Source organism: Pseudomonas sp. YuFO8 (assembly GCF_035065025.1).
Classification (GTDB): Bacteria; Pseudomonadota; Gammaproteobacteria; order Pseudomonadales; family Pseudomonadaceae; genus Aquipseudomonas; species Aquipseudomonas putida_AE.
Genome location: NZ_JAXDEQ010000003.1, coordinates 190,840 through 209,301 on the forward strand (window position 1 = coordinate 190,840; position 18,462 = coordinate 209,301).

General features: G+C 61.3%; 17 protein-coding genes and 2 tRNA genes. 13 read left to right on the forward strand and 6 right to left on the reverse strand.

The annotated features are described in order from the left end of the window. The first annotated feature begins 55 nt into the window (after positions 1–55). From SOP95_RS04375 to SOP95_RS04385, 3 genes are read left to right on the forward strand one after another with little or no spacing between them, the layout of a single operon-like run. Positions 56–292, forward strand: a complete 237-nt coding sequence (locus tag SOP95_RS04375; RefSeq protein ID WP_323606328.1) for a hypothetical protein — start codon at positions 56–58, stop codon at positions 290–292. A gap of 45 nt (positions 293–337) precedes the next feature. Continuing rightward, positions 338–580 (forward strand): DUF4224 domain-containing protein, encoded by a 243-nt coding sequence (locus SOP95_RS04380; protein WP_323606329.1) that lies wholly within the window; start codon positions 338–340, stop codon positions 578–580. A gap of 1 nt (position 581) precedes the next feature. Continuing rightward, entirely contained in the window at positions 582–1,631 is a 1,050-nt protein-coding gene (locus SOP95_RS04385; RefSeq protein ID WP_323606330.1) for a tyrosine-type recombinase/integrase, read from the forward strand. Positions 1,632–1,731: 100 nt separating this feature from the next. Here the strand turns inward: SOP95_RS04385 and SOP95_RS04390 are convergent. The 6 genes from SOP95_RS04390 to SOP95_RS04415 all read right to left on the reverse strand — a co-directional run bounded on the left by SOP95_RS04390 (position 1,732) and on the right by SOP95_RS04415 (position 5,630). After that, a tRNA-Cys gene (locus SOP95_RS04390) sits at positions 1,732–1,805 on the reverse strand. A gap of 45 nt (positions 1,806–1,850) precedes the next feature. Further along, positions 1,851–1,926: transfer RNA gene (locus SOP95_RS04395), tRNA-Gly, on the reverse strand. A 60-nt stretch (positions 1,927–1,986) separates the two neighbouring features. After that, positions 1,987–2,547: a CDP-diacylglycerol--glycerol-3-phosphate 3-phosphatidyltransferase gene (gene pgsA, locus SOP95_RS04400; RefSeq protein ID WP_274075970.1), complete on the reverse strand. Its 561-nt coding sequence runs from the start codon at positions 2,545–2,547 to the stop codon at positions 1,987–1,989. Between the two features lie 32 nt (positions 2,548–2,579). Continuing rightward, a complete protein-coding gene (uvrC, locus tag SOP95_RS04405; RefSeq protein WP_274075969.1) occupies positions 2,580–4,403 on the reverse strand; it encodes an excinuclease ABC subunit UvrC in 1,824 nt (607 codons plus the stop codon). A 2-nt stretch (positions 4,404–4,405) separates the two neighbouring features. Next, positions 4,406–5,047 carry a response regulator transcription factor GacA gene (gene gacA / locus SOP95_RS04410; RefSeq protein ID WP_008015884.1) on the reverse strand — a complete coding sequence of 214 codons (642 nt, stop codon included), beginning with the start codon at positions 5,045–5,047 and terminating at the stop codon, positions 4,406–4,408. 127 nt (positions 5,048–5,174) lie between these two features. Next, positions 5,175–5,630 carry a GNAT family N-acetyltransferase gene (locus SOP95_RS04415; protein ID WP_406591699.1) on the reverse strand — a complete coding sequence of 152 codons (456 nt, stop codon included), beginning with the start codon at positions 5,628–5,630 and terminating at the stop codon, positions 5,175–5,177. Between the two features lie 616 nt (positions 5,631–6,246). Between SOP95_RS04415 and SOP95_RS04420 the strand changes: the two genes are divergently transcribed. From SOP95_RS04420 to SOP95_RS04465, 10 genes are all read left to right on the forward strand, one after another. Continuing rightward, positions 6,247–7,314: a 3-deoxy-7-phosphoheptulonate synthase gene (locus tag SOP95_RS04420; protein ID WP_323606337.1), complete on the forward strand. Its 1,068-nt coding sequence runs from the start codon at positions 6,247–6,249 to the stop codon at positions 7,312–7,314. A 194-nt stretch (positions 7,315–7,508) separates the two neighbouring features. Next, entirely contained in the window at positions 7,509–8,390 is an 882-nt protein-coding gene (locus SOP95_RS04425; protein WP_323606339.1) for an esterase/lipase family protein, read from the forward strand. 106 nt (positions 8,391–8,496) lie between these two features. Next, a complete protein-coding gene (locus SOP95_RS04430) occupies positions 8,497–8,778 on the forward strand; it encodes a peptidylprolyl isomerase (protein ID WP_059405911.1) in 282 nt (93 codons plus the stop codon). Between the two features lie 135 nt (positions 8,779–8,913). After that, entirely contained in the window at positions 8,914–10,782 is a 1,869-nt protein-coding gene (locus SOP95_RS04435; RefSeq protein ID WP_323606340.1) for an extracellular solute-binding protein, read from the forward strand. Further along, positions 10,782–11,840: a microcin C ABC transporter permease YejB gene (locus SOP95_RS04440; protein WP_323606341.1), complete on the forward strand. Its 1,059-nt coding sequence runs from the start codon at positions 10,782–10,784 to the stop codon at positions 11,838–11,840. Before SOP95_RS04435 ends, SOP95_RS04440 begins: the two co-directional genes overlap by 1 nt. Continuing rightward, on the forward strand, positions 11,840–12,862 hold the full coding sequence (locus SOP95_RS04445; protein ID WP_323606343.1) for an ABC transporter permease: 1,023 nt from the start codon (positions 11,840–11,842) through the stop codon (positions 12,860–12,862). Before SOP95_RS04440 ends, SOP95_RS04445 begins: the two co-directional genes overlap by 1 nt. 14 nt (positions 12,863–12,876) lie before the next feature. After that, entirely contained in the window at positions 12,877–14,454 is a 1,578-nt protein-coding gene (locus SOP95_RS04450) for an ABC transporter ATP-binding protein (RefSeq protein ID WP_323606344.1), read from the forward strand. 89 nt (positions 14,455–14,543) lie between these two features. Further along, entirely contained in the window at positions 14,544–15,959 is a 1,416-nt protein-coding gene (locus tag SOP95_RS04455) for a sigma-54 interaction domain-containing protein (RefSeq protein ID WP_323606345.1), read from the forward strand. Between the two features lie 287 nt (positions 15,960–16,246). Next, positions 16,247–17,638, forward strand: a complete 1,392-nt coding sequence (locus tag SOP95_RS04460; RefSeq protein ID WP_274075961.1) for a GntP family permease — start codon at positions 16,247–16,249, stop codon at positions 17,636–17,638. Positions 17,639–17,645: 7 nt separating this feature from the next. Beyond that, positions 17,646–18,419 carry a 3-hydroxybutyrate dehydrogenase gene (locus tag SOP95_RS04465; protein ID WP_323606347.1) on the forward strand — a complete coding sequence of 258 codons (774 nt, stop codon included), beginning with the start codon at positions 17,646–17,648 and terminating at the stop codon, positions 18,417–18,419. The last annotated feature ends 43 nt before the right edge of the window (positions 18,420–18,462 follow it).

Consider the following 18,462-nt stretch of genomic DNA (forward strand, 5'->3'; position numbering starts at 1 on the left):
GCACATCGATCCCGGCCAGAAATATCAGCTCATATCCGGAAGCCGGGAGGGTGACATGGGCTCGTTCAAAATATGCATGCCATGTCTTACTGCTCGCAACTGGGTAACCGCACAGCCCGAGCGGGGAAGTGACGGCGAGCACCTCTATTACTTTGGCCAACTGAAAGAGGACCTGTCGTACCTGGCACCGGAAATCAAATCGCAGGGCGGTCGCCGATTCCACGCGTATCGCTTGCAGGTTCTCGTAAGCCGCCGCCGACTCTTCGCCCAAGCATTGCGCAAAGCAGGCTAATCCAATAACCACCTTCTGCCGCCACGCGCGGCATGGAGCATCTCCATGGAAACTGAAATCCTCTCCGACGAGGAACTATCCGAACTCACTGGCTACAAGGCCAGAGCCTACCAGCGTCGCTGGCTGATTGATCGTCAGTGGGTGTTCGTCGAAAGCCGCGGCAAGCGCCCTTTGGTTGGCCGGATGTACGCTCGCATGAAGTTGGGCATGGGCTCCCCGTCTAACGCTGACCCAAACCCGCCCCCGACGCGTCCGGCCTGGACGCCAGACTTCTCCAGAGTGAACTGATATGCGCCCCCGCAAGACAGAAAATAGGGATTTGCCACCAGGGATGGTGCGGCGTAAACGCCCGCGCAAGAACGGTACCGTCTGGGTTGGGTACTACTACCGGGATGCGAACGGCAAGGAACTGTCGCTTGGCGGGGACTTCGACAAGGCAAGGCTGAAATGGGCTGAACTTGAAGCCAAGGTAAAACCGGCTGACCTGAAGGTAATGAAGGGGATTTTTGACAGATACGAGCGGGACATTATCCCTAAGAAGGCGCCGCGCACGCAAAAGGACAACAGGGCTGAGCTCAAGCATCTGCGCAAAGGGTTTGAAGGCGCGCCAATCGACGCAATTACCCCATCCATGGTTGCGCAGTACCGGGATGCAAGGACGGCCAAGACCAGGGCGAACAGGGAAATTGCCCTCCTGTCCCATGTATTCAATATTGCACGGGAATGGGGTTTCACTGACCGGGAGAACCCGTGCGCAGGAGTTCGGAAAAACAAGGAAAAGGTCCGGGACTACTACGCCAACGATATGGTCTGGTCGGCAGTGTATGGACAAGCTCCGCAGGAACTGAGGGATGCGATGGATCTGGCCTATTTGACGGGACAGCGGCCGGCTGACGTTATCGCAATGACGCGTGGAGACATCGAAGGGGATTACTTGACTGTGCAGCAAGGAAAAACCAGTAAACGCCTTCGAATCCAGATGCAGGCCGATGGCGTGAAAAATAGTCTTGGCCTACTCATAGAGGAAATCATGGAGAGGAACAAACAGCACAGCGCGTCGCACTTCATCCTCAGCAAGTCGGGGATGCGCGTTTCTCAGCAGATGCTGCGTAATAGATGGGATGACGCCCGGGAATCGGCACGATCGCTGGCAGTCAGAGAAGGCCGGAGTGAAGACGCAGAGAAGATTCGCCAATTCCAGTTCAAGGATATCCGACCAAAAGCAGCTTCCGAAATAACCGACATCGCTGACGCGAGTCTCCTGCTGGGTCACTCTGAGCAGGAAATCACCAAGCGCGTTTATCGTCGTATCGGGGCGATCGCTCAACCGTCAAAATGAAATAGTTTCGGAACTCCACCCCCTAAAGTTTCGGAACTCCTTCAATTTCCTGCGCCCAATAAAAAACCCCGCAGACGTTAATCTGCGGGGCTTTCAATAGTGGAGGCCGAGGTCGGAATCGAACCGGCGTAGGCGGATTTGCAATCCGCTGCATAACCATTTTGCTACTCGGCCTCAAAACATCTGTTGTCAGTAGCGCGACATCAAATGCGTAAAACTTGGAGCGGGAAACGAGACTCGAACTCGCGACCCCGACCTTGGCAAGGTCGTGCTCTACCAACTGAGCTATTCCCGCTTGGTGTGGCGCATTCTATAGAAATCAGAAGCGCCGTCAACCCCTTGATTCAAAAAAGTTTTATTTCTTTTGCACGTCGGTACGCAGATGCGGCCAGGCCGCCCGCAAGTACTGGACCATGGACCACAATGTCAGGCCCGCGGACACCATCAGCAGGGTGTAGCCCAGCAGGACCCAGAAGCTGAAGTCCGATGGATTGGCCAGCAGGATCACCAGCGCCAGCATTTGCGCGGCGGTTTTCCATTTGCCCAGGTTCGACACGGCCACGTGCGCACGGGCGCCGAGTTCGGCCATCCATTCGCGCAGCGCCGAGACCACGATCTCGCGACCGATGATGACCGCAGCCGGCAGCGTGAGCCACAGGTTGCCGTGTTCCTGTACCAGCAACACCAGGGCCACGGCGACCATCAGCTTGTCGGCCACGGGGTCGAGGAAGGCCCCGAACGGCGTGCTTTGTTCCAGGCGTCGGGCCAGGTACCCGTCCAGCCAGTCGGTGGCGGCAGCAAAGGCGAAGACCGAGGCTGACGCCAGGTAACTCCAGTGGTACGGCAGGTAGAACAGCAAAATGAAGATCGGTATGAGCAGGACGCGTAGAACGGTAATCAGATTAGGGATATTCATCGGCACAACTGGCTACGAGGTGAGGGGGCATTCTACTCGCTGTGCAGATTTGCATAAATCAACTCTGCGAGCTTTTTACTGATCCCGGGGGCTTTGGCGATTTCGTCGATGCTGGCACGAGACAGCTCCTGCAATCCACCAAAATGTTTGAGCAAATCGCGCCGACGTGTCGGCCCCACCCCGGCAACGCCTTCCAGCGTCGAGGTGCGGCGGGTCTTGCCGCGGCGCGCGCGGTGCCCGGTAATCGCAAAACGGTGGGCTTCGTCGCGAATCTGCTGGATAAGGTGCAGCGCGGGGGAATCACCGCGCAAGGTGAATTCGTGGGCGGCGTCGTTGAGGTACAGGGTTTCGAAACCGGCCTTGCGCGTCGCGCCCTTGGCCACGCCGAGCAGGATCAGGTCGGGCACCGCCAGCTCGTTGAGCACGTCGCGGGCCATCGACAGCTGGCCCTTGCCGCCATCGACCAGGAGGATGTCGGGCAGCTTGCCCTCCCCGTCCTTGAGCTTGCTGAAGCGTCGGGTCAGGGCCTGGTGCATGGCCGCGTAGTCATCGCCCGCGGTAACGCCTTCGATGTTGTAGCGTCGGTAATCGGACTTGATCGGGCCTTCGGGGCCAAACACCACGCAGGAGGCCACGGTCGCCTCCCCGCTGGAGTGGCTGATGTCATAACACTCGAGGCGCTGGGGCGGTTCATCCAGCTTGAGCACTTCTGCCAGGGCATCGAAACGCGCGGCAACGTGTTGCCGGTTGGCCAGGCGCGCACCCAGGGCCTGCTCGGCATTGGTTACCGCCAGTTGCTGCCAGCGCGCACGGGTACCGCGCACCCTGTGGCTGATGGTCAATTCGCGACCGCGCAGCTCGTGAATGGCCGCGATCAGTGTCGGGAAATCTTCGTGGACCACATTGACGATCAGTTCGCTCGGCAGGTCGCGTTCAGGGCTGCTGACGTAGTACTGACCGAGAAACGCCGCCATGACCTCGGAAACGTCTTCCTCGATACCCACCTGCGGGAAGAAGTTCTTGCTGCCCAGCACTCGCCCGCCGCGCACGCTGATCAGGTGAACGCAGGCACCGCCCGGGTTGACGAACGCGGCAATCACGTCGACGTCACCCGTGCCGCCTTCCATGCTCTGTTGATCCTGGACCCGGCGCAGCAGGGAGATCTGATCGCGCAATTCGGCAGCACGCTCGAACTCGAGGTTGATCGCCGCCTCTTCCATGGCCGCCGACAACTCATCGGTCAGTGCATTGCTGCGCCCTTCGAGGAACATCACCGAGTGCCGCACGTCTTCGGCATACACCTGCGGGTCGACCAGGCCGACACAGGGTGCCTTGCAGCGCTTGATCTGGTATTGCAGGCAAGGCCGCGTGCGGTTCTTGTAGTAGCTGTCTTCGCACTGACGGACGAAAAAGGTCTTCTGCAACAGGCTCAGGCTTTCGCGAATCGCGCCGGCACTCGGATAGGGGCCGAAGTATTTGCCCTTGGCCTTCTTCGCCCCGCGATGGATGCTCAAGCGCGGGAACTGGCCATCGGAGAGAAACACGTAAGGGTAGGATTTGTCGTCGCGCAGCAGGATGTTGTACGGCGGACGCCATTCCTTGATCAGCGTCTGCTCGAGCAGCAAGGCCTCGGTTTCATTGGCCGTGATGGTCGTTTCGACCTGGGCGATGCGGGCCACCAGCGCAGCGGTCTTGGGCGCCAGGCCGGTTTTGCGGAAGTAGCTCGACAGGCGATTCTTGAGGTTCTTGGCCTTGCCGACGTAGAGCAGGCGCGCGTCGCTGTCGAACATGCGATACACACCGGGTCGCCCGCTGACCGTCGACAGGAAGGCGCTTGGATCGAAGATTTCAGTCATTTTCAGAGGCTGGCATCAACCATGCCGTGACGAACCGCCAACAGCGTCAACTCGACATCGCTGCTGATCGAAAGCTTTTCGAAAATGCGATAACGGTAGGTGTTCACGGTTTTTGGCGACAGGCACAACTTGTCGGAGATGATCTGGACTTTCTGGCAGCCGACAATCATCAACGCGATCTGGATCTCCCGTTCCGAGAGGGCGTCAAAGGGCGAATCGTTGGTTGGCTGGAAAGACTTGATCGCCAGTTGCTGGGCAATTTGCGGGCTGATGTAGCGCTGACCGGCAAACACCAGGCGGATGGCCTGGACCATTTCCGGCAATCCGGCGCCCTTGGTCAGGTAGCCTGCCGCACCGGCTTGCAACAGTCGCGTGGGAAACGGATCTTCCTCGCACACGGTCACCGCGACGACCTTGATGTCGGGATGGCTGCGCAATAATTTGCGGGTGGCTTCAAGACCGCCGATCCCGGGCATCTTGACGTCCATCAGGACCACATCGGGTTTCAACTCGCGCGCCTTCAGCAGGGACTCTTCCCCGGACTCTGCCTGGCCGACTACTTGCAGGCCATCGATGTCAGCCAGCATTCGTGTAATGCCTGTACGAACGAGATCATGGTCATCGACTACTAGCACCCTAATCAAGCAGACACCCCGCGATATGATCTTGTTGGATTGCCCGCCACCTTAGCAAAAAGCAACTGGCAGACCTAGCGGCAAGCGTTATATAAAAAGTTTCCACTCGTCTTGCAGGGCTTGTCGCCAGCGTGTTTCAGAGCATTGCTGCGGAGGCTTCACGCTCCATGCGCAGGAAACACTCGTCCCTGCCCACCACTTTCAAGCCCTTGCGTTCGTACAGGGCTCGCGCCGGATTATTTTCAAACACCGTCAAGCGCAGGGCCCCGCGCCCTTCCCTGCACGCCAGCGCCAATACCTGATCGATCGCCCAGGACCCAGCCCCCTGCCCTCGATACGCCTGGCCAACCTGAAGTTCGCGGATGTACAGCGCCCGGGCATCCCGGCTCAGGCTGACGAACCCCAGCCGACGATCAAAGTGCACGATCACCCGGTTGTCACGCCCCGCCCAGGCGACATCGAACGCTTCGTCCAGCCACAACAGATCGTGCTGGATGTAATAGCGCAGCATATTGATGCGTGTCAGGTCCCGGGCGAAATCGAGGTCGTGATCGGTCGCCGGGCGCCAGTCAACATCGATCAATGGCGTCATGCTGATCCCGTGGCAAAAAACCAGAAGTGTGGCACATCTTCATCGGCGCTCAAGCGATAGAAAACGCCGGCGCCGAGCGATAGCATTTTCTGATTGAAACCTCGTACCAGCCTCTAGTAAGCTCGGTGCACTCATCGGAGACAAACCATGTTCAACGCCCGCCCATCGCTTCATACCGCCAGCGCCCCGCGCTCGGTTGCGGCTGCCCGGGTGAATGACGTGTGCACTCCGGCAAGCTTTTATTTTGGGTATTGGTTTAGCCACTGGCGCGCCTGATACCCACACGGCGCCCACTTCAAACGGGTCGCCACCAGAGAATTCTCAACCCCCGGTCGGCCTCCCGACCGGGGGTTTTGTTTTTTGGGCCCGCCACCACACAGCTTTAGCGACACACCGCCATCAAGAGGATTTTACAAATGAACAACGCCACTTATTACCGTCACGACAGTTTTACCGCCTGGCGATTTACCACCCTCCGCTCGGGACAGCCTGCCGCCTCCGATCGGTCACCCACAGGTGGCAAGCACACACACGCAGCCAATCCGGCCAATTGTCGAACACCCCAGTAGGGCCGAGCGCGCGGGAATGAACCCGCCGCCGCCCAGGAAGCCTGAACATGAATTCGTCCGTCTCTGCTCTGCCACTGTCGACCCTCACCTCTGCCAACGAAGCGCTGACCCTGCGCCTGCCCAGTTCGTTGCAACTCAAGCAGCAATTGCCACTGACCAACGCCTTGGCCCGGCAAGTCGCGACTCACCGCCAGGCGGTTCGCGCAATCCTCGACGGTGAAGACTCCCGTCTGCTGGTCATCGTCGGCCCCTGCTCGATCCACGACCCGCAATCCGCTCTTGAATACGCCGACAACCTGGCCCGCCTGAGCGCCGACGTCAGCGACCAGATGCTCCTGGTGATGCGCGCCTACGTCGAAAAACCTCGCACCACGGTGGGCTGGAAAGGCCTGGCGTACGACCCGCACCTCGATGGCAGCGATGACATGGCCGGCGGCCTGACCCTGTCCCGCGAACTGATGCGGGAAATGCTCATGCTCGGCCTGCCGGTGGCGACTGAACTGCTGCAACCCATGGCCGCCGGGTACTTCGACGACCTGCTGAGCTGGGTGGCCATCGGCGCCCGCACCACCGAGTCGCAGATCCATCGCGAGATGGCCAGCGGCCTGGGCATGCCGGTAGGCTTCAAGAACGGCACCGATGGCGGTGTCGGCGTCGCCTGTGACGCCATGCGCTCGGCCGCCCATCCACATCGCCACTTCGGCGTCGACAGCCAGGGTCACCCCGCGATCATCCAGACCCCGGGCAACGTCGACACCCACCTGGTGCTGCGCGGCGGTCATCACGGACCGAACTACGACCGCGCCAGCGTCGCCCGCGTGCACGGCGACCTGACCCGATTGAAGATCCCGGCCCGGATCATGGTCGACTGCAGCCACGCCAACAGCAGCAAAGATCCACTGCGCCAACCCGCCGTGTTCAACGACGTGCTGGAACAACGCCTGCAGGGCGATCGCTCGCTGATCGGCATGATGATCGAAAGTCATTTGTTCGAAGGCTGCCAACCGCTGAGCCCGTCGCTGAAGTACGGCGTTTCGGTCACCGACGGCTGCCTGGGCTGGAGTGCGACAGAGCAACTGTTACGCCAGGCGGCGGATCGGCTGCGGGCACAGTAAACCCGCTGACCACCGGCATGATCGGGCTGCACCAACCCGTCTTCATCCGAAGATGGGTCGGCAGCCACCAGAATTCGTACCCTGCCTATGCCTTTTTCCCCAGGCCACAGCGGCCATTTCATGCATCGCTGCGGCGCTGGAGTCTTTAGAGTGACATCGAAGTCACTTTCTTGAACCCCGGAAAAGGAATGAACATGCAACGGAATGCAAAGACTCATTATCCCATCCTGCTGGTGCACGGGCTGTTCGGCTTCGAGCGGATCGCCAGCGTGCACCTCTTCCACGACGTCAGGCAGGCCCTGCGCAACGCTGGCACGAGGGTGTTCGTCCCGCATCTGTCCGCCACCCACAGCAACGAAGTACGCGGCGAACAGCTGCTGGCGCAGATCCAGCGGGTACTGGAGGGCACCGGGGCCGACAAGGTCAATCTGATCGGCCACAGCCAAGGGGCGTTGGCCGCACGCTATGCCGCCGCGACAGCGCCCGGCAAGGTGGCCTCGGTGACGTCCGTCAGCGGCCCCAACCACGGCTCGGAACTGGCGGACCTGCTGCGCAAGGCACTGACACCGGGCCACCTGCCGGAAATCGTGGCCGAGACCATTGCCACCTTGTTCGCCGACTTTCTTTCGTTACTCAGTGGCAAAGGCCGGATGCCGCAAAATGCCGTCGCCGCGTTGAACGCCCTGACCACGCAAGGCGTGAACGCCTTCAACCAGAAGTACCCCCAGGGGTTGCCGCAGACCTGGGGTGGCAAGGGCCGCGAGCAGGTCAACGGCGTGCGCTACTATTCCTGGAGTGGCATCCTGCAGGGCAAGCGGCGGGCTGAAGGACTTGAGGTAGCTGATCCATCCCATGGACTGATGCGCGCGCTCTCACGTTATTTCTCCCTCGAGCCCTTGCAGAACGATGGCCTGGTCGGCCGCTACAGCTCCCACCTGGGCACCGTCATCCGCTCGGACTATCCGCTGGACCATCTGGGCACCCTTCGCCAGTCAGGCGGTCAAAGTGTAAGGCGCGTCGACCCGATCGATCTGTATGTGCAGCACGCCGAGCGCCTGAAAAAAGCCGGGCTTTGACCCAGGCCCGCCGTCCAGAGCGCTGGCAACGGAACTTTGGGGAGAAATAGCCCACTGAATCCGGTAGGCTCAGCACTTTACCGTACATTGAATGGAGAGTTTTCCCATGGCCAAAGCCACTGCCCGTCACATCCTTGTTGCCAGCGAAGCCAAGTGCAACGAACTGAAAGCCCAAATCGAGGGTGGCGCAGACTTCGCCGAAGTCGCCAAAGCCAACTCCACCTGCCCTTCCAGCCGCCAGGGCGGTGACCTGGGCTCGTTCGGTCCGGGCCAGATGGTCAAGGAGTTCGACACCGTGGTCTTCAGCGCACCGCTCAACGTGGTGCAAGGTCCGGTCAAGACCCAGTTCGGCTACCACCTGCTGGAAGTGACCAGCCGCCAGGACTGATAGACGCCTGGATTTACTGTGCAGCGGCCCGCCTTCTGGTGGGCCGTCGTGTTTCAGATACGTAATACGGCTGGCGAGGGACGCGCCGCTAGCGTACAAATCGTGGTTGACGACCACCCGGCTCTAAGGCTGAAAATGCGACTGGCTTTCCCGACTTCATTGTTCACTGCCGTGGCCCTGCTCCTGGGCGCCGCCGGTGTGAATGCCGCACCGCAACATGCGTTGACCGTCTACGGCGAGCCCGCCAAGTACCCTGCCGGCTTCAGTCATTTTGCCTACACCAATCCGCAGGCGCCCAAGGGCGGGACGATGCGCCGTTCGGCGATCGAGATCGGGCATTTCGACCATGTCCTGCCTTACATAGACAAGGGCATCGGCGTGAGCCAGATCGATGGCCTGCTCTACTCGCCCCTGGCGCAGCGCTCGCTGGACGAGCCTTACACGGTGTACGGCCTGGTGGCGCAGCAGATGGAGCGCTCCGACGATGGCCTGTCCCTGCGCTTCTTCCTTAACCCCAAGGCGAAGTTTGCCGATGGCAAGCCGATCACCGCCGAGGACGTGCGCTACACCTTCGACCTGCTGATGACCCAGGGCAGCCTGCGATATCGCACGCAGTTCGCCGACGTAAAAGGCGTGGTAGTCGAATCGCCATTGACCGTGCGCTTCGACTTCAAGAACAACGAAAACCGTACCCTGCCGCTGGACATCGCGACCTTGCCGGTGTTTCCCGAACACTGGTGGAAAACCCGTGACTTTGCCGATGGCGGCGGATACGAGCCGCCCCTGGGCAGCGGGCCGTACAAGGTCGGCAAGGTCGATTCGGGGCGCAGCATCACCTTCGAGCGCAACCGCGACTGGTGGGGCAAGGACCTGCCGGTCAGCCGTGGCCTGTACAACTTCGACCATTTCAGCATCGAGTACTTCGGCGACACCGATGTCGCGCGCCAGGTTTTGCGCGGTGGCGCCTATGACTACAACCGCGAGTTTTCCGCCACCGGCTACTCCATTGGCTACGACAGCTCGGCCCTGAGCGACGGTCGCCTGCAGAAGGCCCACCTGGCCACCGAAGCGCCGCAATCGGCCCAGGGCTTCGTGTTCAACCTGCAAAAACCGATGTTCCAGGACCGCCGGGTGCGCCAGGCCCTGGCGATGCTCTGGGACTTCGAATGGAGCAACCGGCAGATGATGCGCAACCTGTACATCCGCCAGCAGAGCTACTTTTCCAATACCGAGCTGGCGGCCCGGCGATTGCCTGATGCCGGTGAGCTGGCGATCCTGGAACCCTTGCGCGGACAGATCCCCGATGAAGTCTTCAGCCAAGTGTTCGAGGCGCCGAAAACCGATGGCAGCGGCTTGATTCGTGACAAGCAACTGCAGGCCCTGGAGCTGCTGGAACAGGCTGGGTGGAAACCCCAAGGCGATCAACTGGTGAATGCCGAAGGCGAGCCGCTGAGCTTCACCTTCCTGGTCAGCCAGAACGGCATGGACCGCTTGCTCCTGCCCTACAAGCGCACCCTGAAACAGATCGGCATCGACCTGAACATCCGCCGCATCGATTCGTCCCAGTACGTCAATCGCCTGATGAGCCGCGACTACGACATGATCGTCACCGGCTATCCGGTCACCACCTCCCCCGGTGGCGAACTGATCAACTACTTCGCCTCGGTCTCGGCGACCGACCCCGGTGCCAACAACTACATGGTGTTGAAGAACCCGGCGGTGGACACCTTGATCAATGGCCTGATCCGCGCCAACACCCAGGCCGACATGCTGCACTATGCCCACGCGCTCGACCGGGTGCTGCAATGGAACTATTACTGGATTCCCAACTATTACCCGCCGGGCAGTTCCACCGTTTGGTGGAATCGCTTCGGCATACCGAACGTGCAGGCGAGCAATGACGAAGCCATCGAGAGCTGGTGGGAAATGAGCACCACGCCACTCACCAACCAGCAGATGACCGCTGAGCGAATCCGTCGCGGCAGCCCCGGAGGACCGCACTGATGTGGGCTTATATCCTGCGACGCCTGCTGCTGATCATCCCGACCCTGGTGATCATCCTTCTGGTCAACTTCGTCATCGTCCAGGCCGCCCCGGGTGGCCCGGTGGAACAGGCCATCGCACACCTGCAGGGCATCGGCGGCGCCGGTGTCGGTGGCGGTTCCAGCGAGACCATGGGCCATTCCCGGGCCAGCCGCGGCCTCGACCCGCAGCTGATCAAGGACATCGAAAAGCAATACGGCTTCGACAAGCCGGCACCGGAACGCCTGTGGCTGATGCTCACCAGTTATGCGCGCCTGGACTTCGGCAAGAGCTTCTTTCGCGGCGCCACCGTCACCGACCTGATCCTGGAAAAGATGCCGGTCACCATCTCCCTCGGGCTCTGGGCGACGCTGATCACCTACCTGGTGTCCATTCCCCTGGGGATCCGCAAGGCCGTGCACCACGGTAGCCACTTCGATGTCTGGAGCAGCACCGCGATCATCATAGGCTATGCCATGCCGGCCTTCCTGTTTGCCATGTTCCTGATCGTGGTGTTCGCCGGCGGCACCTCGCTGAACTGGTTCCCGGTGCGCGGGCTGGTCTCGGATAATTTCGAGTCGCTGTCGACCCTGGGCAAGGTCGCCGATTACTTCTGGCACCTGGTACTGCCGGTGACCGCCCTGGTGATTGGCGGTTTCGCGACCCTGACCATCCTGACCAAGAATTCGTTTCTCAACGAAATCACTCGTCAGTACGTAGTCACCGCCCGCGCCAAGGGCCTGAGCGAGCGCCGGGTGCTGTACGGCCACGTGTTCCGCAACGCCATGTTGCTGGTAGTGTCGGGGATTCCCCAGGCCTTCATCAGCGTGTTTTTTGCCGGGTCCCTGCTGATTGAAGTGATCTTCTCCCTCGATGGCCTGGGCCGCATGAGCTACGAAGCGGCCGTGTCCCGGGACTACCCGGTGGTGTTCGGTTCGCTATTCATCTTCACCCTGTTCGGCCTGCTGATAAAACTGGTCGGCGACCTGTGCTACACCCTGGTCGATCCGCGCATCGATTTCGCCGCGAGGAACGCCTGATGCTCAAGCTTTCGCCGCTGGGCCGACGCCGCTTCGAGCGCTTCAAGAAAAACCGTCGCGGCTGGTGGTCGCTGTGGCTGTTCGTCGGGCTGTTCCTGCTGACCCTGGGGGGCGAGCTGATCGCCAACGACAAACCGCTGGTCGTCAGCTATCAGCGTTCGTTGTACTTCCCGGCGCTCAAGCGCTACACCGAGCAGGAATTTGGCGGACAACTGCCCTTCCAGGCCGATTACCGCAGCGATTATGTGCAGAACCTGATCAAGAAGGACGGTGGCTGGCTGCTGTTCCCGCCGATCCCCTTCAGCGACGACACACCGAATTACGACCTGAACAAACCGGCCCCGAGCCCGCCATCGAACGTGAATTGGCTGGGCACCGACGACCAGGCGCGGGACGTGTTGGCGCGGGTGATCTTCGGCGCGCGGGTTTCGATCCTGTTTGCCTTGATGCTGACGTTCGTCAGCGCGCTGATCGGCATCGCCGCCGGCGCGTTGCAAGGCTATTACGGTGGCTGGGTCGACTTGCTCGGCCAGCGGCTGCTGGAGGTCTGGTCCGGGTTGCCGGTACTGTACCTGCTGATCATCCTCTCGGGGTTCGTCGAGCCGAATTTCTGGTGGTTGCTGGGGATCATGGCGCTGTTTTCCTGGCTGGCGCTGGTGGACGTAGTGCGTGCCGAGTTCCTGCGCGGGCGCAACTTGGAATACGTCAAGGCGGCCCGTGCGCTGGGCCTGAGCGATCGCAAAGTGATCGTGCGGCACATCCTGCCCAACGCCATGAACGCGACCCTGAGTTACCTGCCGTTCATTCTGACCGGGGCCATCTCGACCCTCACCGCCCTGGACTTCCTCGGCTTCGGCATGCCGACCGGCAGTGCGTCCCTGGGCGAACTGATCGGCCAGGGCAAGCAGAACCTGCAGGCGCCCTGGCTGGGCCTGACGGCGTTTTTCACCCTGGCGTTGATTCTTTCTCTATTGGTGTTCATCGGCGAAGCCTTGCGCGACGCCTTTGACCCTCGTGCGTGAAGCGGACCGTTGATATGAGCAACCTGATCGAAATCCGTGACCTCAGCGTGGCCTTCAGTGGCCAGACGGTGGTGCGCAACCTGTGCCTGGACATCCGCCCCGGCGAATGCCTGGCGCTGGTCGGTGAGTCGGGTTCGGGCAAGTCGGTGACCGCCCACTCGATCCTGCAGCTGCTGCCCGAATGCGGCACCGAGACCACCGGCAGCATCCGTTATCGCGGCCAGGAACTGGTGGGCGCCGATGCGAGCAAATTGCGCAAACTGCGGGGTAATCGCATCGCGATGATCTTCCAGGAGCCGATGACCTCCCTGAACCCGCTGCACAGTATCGAGAAGCAGATCGGCGAGACCCTGCTGGTGCACAAAGGCCTGGCCGGCAAGGCGGCACAGGCGCGGATTCTCGAATTGCTGCACCTGGTGGGTATCCAGAAGCCCAAGGAGCGGCTCAAGGCCTACCCCCACCAGTTATCCGGTGGCCAGCGCCAGCGGGTGATGATCGCCATGGCCCTGGCCTGCGAGCCGGAACTGTTGATCGCCGATGAACCGACCACGGCGCTGGACGTGACGGTGCAGCGCAAGATCCTGCTGCTACTCAAGTCGCTGCAACAGCGACTGGGCATGTCGCTGCTGCTGATCAGCCACGACCTCAATCTGGTGCGCAGCATTGCCCAGCGCGTCTGCGTGATGAAGGCCGGCGAAATTGTCGAGCAGGCCACCTGCGAGACGATGTTCACCGCACCGAAACACCCTTACAGCTGCGTGCTGCTCAATGCCGAGCCGGAAGGCGTAGCGCTGCCCCGGGACGAACGCGAGAAAGTCCTGGAGGTGCACGACCTGCGGGTGCAGTTTCCGGTCAGTGGCGGACTGTTCCGACGCAAGACCTACCTCAAGGCCGTGGACGGCATCAGCCTGAATATCCAACGGGGCAAGACCCTGGGCATCGTCGGCGAGTCGGGTTCCGGCAAGTCCACGCTCGGCCAGGCGATCCTGCGCCTGCTGGACTCCGAAGGCAGCATCCGCTTCCAGGGCCAGGCGCTCGATGGCCTGACGCAGAAACAGTTGCGGCCGTGGCGCAAGAAAATGCAGGTGGTGTTCCAGGACCCGTTTGGCAGCCTCAGCCCACGCATGTCCGTGGCGCAGATCATCAGCGAAGGCCTGGAAGTGCATAGCCAGTTGACCACTGAGCAATGCAACGCCGAGGTGATCCGGGCGCTGCAGGAAGTCGGGCTCGACCCGCAAAGCCGGCATCGCTACCCCCACGAGTTCTCCGGTGGCCAGCGCCAGCGCATCGCTATCGCCCGGGCGCTGGTGTTGAAGCCGGCGCTGATCCTGTTGGACGAACCGACCTCGGCGCTGGACCGTACCGTGCAGAAGCAGGTAGTGGCCCTGCTGCGCCAGCTTCAGGAAAAACACGGGCTGACCTACCTGTTCATCAGCCATGACCTGGCGGTGGTGCGCGCCCTTGCCCACGACATGATCGTGATCAAGGACGGCAAGGTGGTCGAAAGCGGCGCCAGCCACGATGTGTTCGATTCGCCGCAGCATCCCTATACCAAGGAGCTGTTGGCGGCGGCACATGTGGGGCAGGCATAATCCCGTCAGACCGCGTCGCGGCCTTCTGTAGGAGCGAGCTTGCTCGCGAAGAGGCCGCCACTGGCAACACATCATCAGGATCAGCCCCCATGAACACCACCGAAAGCCTCAAGGACTACCAGCGCGTACGCCTACTGGCGATCCGCTCGCTGTTCGAGATCATCGAGCAGTCCAGTGAAGGCACGGTGATCGTCGACCGCGACGCCAACATCGTCTGGATGAACGAACGTTATGCCAAGCGATTCGGCCTGCAATCGGCCGAAAGCGCGATTGGCAAGGCCTGCGAAAGCGTGATCCCCGGCAGCCTGTTGCGCGAAGTGGTGCGCACCGGCCGACCGATCCTGCTCGACATGCAGGACACCCCCAAGGAACCGCTGGTGGTGATGCGCCTGCCGATTCACGACGATGCCGGCGAGGTGATCGGCGCCATCGGTTTTGCCTTGTTCGACGAGTTGCGCAGCCTGTCGCCGATGCTCAAGCGCTACATGAGCATGCAGCAAGAGCTGGCTTCCACGCGCTCGCTGCTGCGGGCGCGGCAGACCCGCTACAACTTCGCCCACTTCATCGGCACCAGCGCCGCCAGCCTGGAAGTCAAGCGTCGTGCCCGGCGCAGCGCCAGCACCGACTCGCCGGTGTTGCTGCTCGGTGAAACCGGCACCGGCAAGGAACTGCTGGCACAGGCGATCCACAATGCATCGCCGCGCGCGCACAAGGCGTTTGTCAGCATCAACAGTGCCGCGATCCCCGAATCGCTGCTGGAAGCCGAATTTTTCGGCACCGCCCCTGGCGCCTTTACCGGCGCCGACCGCAAAGGCCGCGCTGGCAAGTTGCAGATCGCCCAGGGCGGGACGCTGTTTCTCGACGAGATCGGCGACATGCCGTTGCCGCTGCAAAGTAAATTGCTGCGGGTGCTGCAGGAAAAGGAATTCGAGCCGGTCGGTTCCAACGAGGTGATCCAGAGCGATGTGCGGGTCATCGCCGCGACCTCGACCGACCTGGAAGCGGCGATCAAACGCGGCGAGTTTCGCGCCGACCTGTACTACCGCCTCAACGTCCTGCCGATCCAGGTGCCACCGCTGCGTGACCGTCTCGACGACCTGCCCGCCCTCAGTGAAGCGATCCTTGAAGAGCTGCGCAGCCAGCACGAACTGAACGGCGAAGCGTTGGCGCTGCTGGGTCAACACGCCTGGCCGGGGAATATTCGCGAGCTGCGTAACGTGCTGGAGCGGGCGGCGTTGCTCAGTGATGATTTGCGGCTGACGGAGATGGATATCCGGGCTGCGATCGGCACGTTTATGCCGGTTGAGCGCGTGGCGCCGTTGAGTATCGAGCCGGTGGCGCATGAGACGTTCAGTGCGGCGCGGGAACGGTTTGATCGGCAATTGATTGAAAACGCCTTGGCGCAATGTGGGGGCAAGGTGATTGAAGCGGCGGCACGATTGGGGTTGGGGCGGTCGACGTTGTACAAGAAGATGGTGGCGTTGGGGATTGCTGAGTCTCTATAAAGAGACATAAATCTCCATTGGTAGATATGGCCTCTTTGCGAGCAAGCCCGCTCCCACAGGGATCGTATTCTTCCTGCCATACGGTATCCCTGTGGGAGCGGGCTTGCTCGCGAAGAGGCCGGAAAGACCACCAAAAATCTCAAAACCGAGACAACTCAAACCATCGCAACCTGGCCTTCTTTAATATTTCTTTATATTTCAACAACTTAACCACTTGGCACAAATCTCGCTATAGCCCCTCCCCACAACGTACTACCTTAAAAAAATAACAATCCAGGAGACACACCATGAGTGTGATCATTGCCTTGGCAGCCCTCACGCTGCTGATGCTGGCTGCCTACCGTGGCTACAGCGTTATCCTTTTTGCCCCGATTGCCGCCCTCGGCGCCGTCCTGCTCACCGATCCTTCTGCCGTCGCCCCTGCCTTCACCGGGGTGTTCATGGAAAAAATGGTCGGTTTCATCAAGCTGTATTTCCCGGTGTTCCTGCTCGGCGCAGTGTTCGGCAAGCTCATCGAGCTGTCGGGTTTTTCGCGCTCGATCGTCGCGGCGGCCATTCGCCTGCTTGGCACCCGCCAGGCGATGCTGGTGATCGTGCTGGTCTGCGCCCTGCTGACCTACGGTGGGGTCTCGCTGTTCGTGGTGGTGTTCGCGGTCTATCCGTTTGCCGCGGAAATGTTCCGCCAGAGCAACATCCCCAAGCGCCTGATCCCGGCGACCATCGCCCTCGGCGCCTTTTCGTTCACCATGGACGCCCTGCCCGGCACCCCGCAGATCCAGAACATCATCCCCAGTACCTTCTTCAACACCACCGCCTGGGCTGCGCCATGGCTGGGCTTGATCGGCGCGATCTTCGTGGTCTGCGCCGGCATGCTGTTTCTGCAGCGCCAACGCAAAAAGGCTCAGCTGGCCGGTGAGGGTTATGGCACCGAACTGCGCAACGAGCCGGAAACCGCTGCCGACATCAAGCTGCCCAACCCCTGGATCGCCCTGTCGCCGCTGTTGGCCGTGGGCATCATGAACCTGCTGTTTACCCAATGGATCCCACAGTGGTACGGCAAGACCCACAGCCTCGCACTGCCAGGCATGGCCGCGCCGGTGACCACTGAAATCGCCAAGCTGACGGCTATCTGGGCCGTTCAAGCCGCGCTGCTCGTCGGCATCCTCATGGTGTTGGTGTTCGGCTTCCAGGCGATTCGCGGCAAACTCGCCGAGGGCAGTAGAAGTGCGGTCGGCGGTTCGTTGCTGGCGGCGATGAACACCGCGTCGGAGTATGGATTTGGCGCAGTGATCGCCTCCTTGCCGGGCTTCCTGGTCTTGGCCGACTGGCTCAAGAGCATTCCCAATCCGCTGGTCAATGAAGCGATAACCGTGACCCTGCTGGCCGGCATCACCGGTTCTGCGTCGGGTGGGATGAGCATTGCGCTGGCGGCCATGGCCAATGACTTCATCGCAGCCGCCCACGCCGCCAACATCCCGCTGGAAGTCCTGCACCGGGTGGCCGCCATGGCCAGTGGCGGCATGGACACCCTGCCGCACAACGGCGCGGTGATTACCTTGCTGGCGGTGACCGGCCTGACCCACCGCGAGGCCTACAAAGACATTTTCTGTATTACGCTGATCAAGACCCTCGCGGTTTTCGTAGTGATCGGCACTTTCTACGCCACTGGCATTGTGTGAGGTATTGATGACGACTCTTTCGGGCAAGACCGCACTGGTTACCGGTTCCACCAGCGGCATCGGCCTGGGCATTGCCCTCAGCCTGGCCAAGGCGGGCGCCAACCTGATTCTCAACGGATTTGGCGATGCATCCAAAGTGATCGCCGAGGTAGAGCAGTTCGGCGGCAAGGTTGGCCATCATCCGGCCGACGTCAGCGACGCGGCGCAGATCGCCGACATGATCGCCTACGCCGAGCGTGAGTTCGGCGGCGTCGACATTCTGGTCAACAACGCCGGCATCCAGTATGTGGCGCCGGTGGACGAGTTCCCGGTGGAGCGCTGGGACTCGATCATTGCCATCAACCTGTCGTCGGTGTTCCATAGCACCCGCCTGAGCCTGCCGGGCATGCGCGCCAAGGGCTGGGGCCGGGTGATCAACATTGCCTCGGTGCATGGCCTGGTGGGTTCGACCGGCAAAGCCGCCTATGTCGCCGCCAAGCACGGGGTGATCGGGCTGACCAAAGTGGTCGCCCTGGAAACCGCCACCAGCAACATCACCTGCAACGCGATTTGCCCGGGCTGGGTGCTGACGCCGCTGGTGCAGAAGCAGATCGACGACCGCGCCGCCACCGGCATCGACCCGCAGCAGGCGCAGCATGATTTGCTGGCCGAGAAGCAGCCGTCGCTGGAATTCGTGACGCCACCGCAATTGGGTGAGCTGGTGTTGTTCCTGTGCAGCGAAGCCGGCACCCAGGTGCGTGGCGCGGCATGGAATGTCGATGGGGGGTGGTTGGCGCAGTAACCATCCACCCTGTGGGAGCGGGCTTGCTCGCGAATGTGGTCTA

Bases quoted from the DNA above. Each gene is read 5' to 3' on its own strand.
- SOP95_RS04375 (WP_323606328.1), top strand. From the start codon at position 56: ATGGGCTCGTTCAAAATATGCATGCCATGTCTTACTGCTCGCAACTGG.
- SOP95_RS04380 (WP_323606329.1), top strand. From the start codon at position 338: ATGGAAACTGAAATCCTCTCCGACGAGGAACTATCCGAACTCACTGGC.
- SOP95_RS04385 (WP_323606330.1), top strand. From the start codon at position 582: ATGCGCCCCCGCAAGACAGAAAATAGGGATTTGCCACCAGGGATGGTG.
- pgsA (WP_274075970.1), bottom strand. From the start codon at position 2,547: ATGAATATCCCTAATCTGATTACCGTTCTACGCGTCCTGCTCATACCG.
- uvrC (WP_274075969.1), bottom strand. From the start codon at position 4,403: ATGACTGAAATCTTCGATCCAAGCGCCTTCCTGTCGACGGTCAGCGGG.
- SOP95_RS04415 (WP_406591699.1), bottom strand. From the start codon at position 5,630: ATGACGCCATTGATCGATGTTGACTGGCGCCCGGCGACCGATCACGAC.
- SOP95_RS04420 (WP_323606337.1), top strand. From the start codon at position 6,247: ATGAATTCGTCCGTCTCTGCTCTGCCACTGTCGACCCTCACCTCTGCC.
- SOP95_RS04425 (WP_323606339.1), top strand. From the start codon at position 7,509: ATGCAACGGAATGCAAAGACTCATTATCCCATCCTGCTGGTGCACGGG.
- SOP95_RS04430 (WP_059405911.1), top strand. From the start codon at position 8,497: ATGGCCAAAGCCACTGCCCGTCACATCCTTGTTGCCAGCGAAGCCAAG.
- SOP95_RS04435 (WP_323606340.1), top strand. From the start codon at position 8,914: ATGCGACTGGCTTTCCCGACTTCATTGTTCACTGCCGTGGCCCTGCTC.
- SOP95_RS04440 (WP_323606341.1), top strand. From the start codon at position 10,782: ATGTGGGCTTATATCCTGCGACGCCTGCTGCTGATCATCCCGACCCTG.
- SOP95_RS04445 (WP_323606343.1), top strand. From the start codon at position 11,840: ATGCTCAAGCTTTCGCCGCTGGGCCGACGCCGCTTCGAGCGCTTCAAG.
- SOP95_RS04450 (WP_323606344.1), top strand. From the start codon at position 12,877: ATGAGCAACCTGATCGAAATCCGTGACCTCAGCGTGGCCTTCAGTGGC.
- SOP95_RS04455 (WP_323606345.1), top strand. From the start codon at position 14,544: ATGAACACCACCGAAAGCCTCAAGGACTACCAGCGCGTACGCCTACTG.
- SOP95_RS04460 (WP_274075961.1), top strand. From the start codon at position 16,247: ATGAGTGTGATCATTGCCTTGGCAGCCCTCACGCTGCTGATGCTGGCT.
- SOP95_RS04465 (WP_323606347.1), top strand. From the start codon at position 17,646: ATGACGACTCTTTCGGGCAAGACCGCACTGGTTACCGGTTCCACCAGC.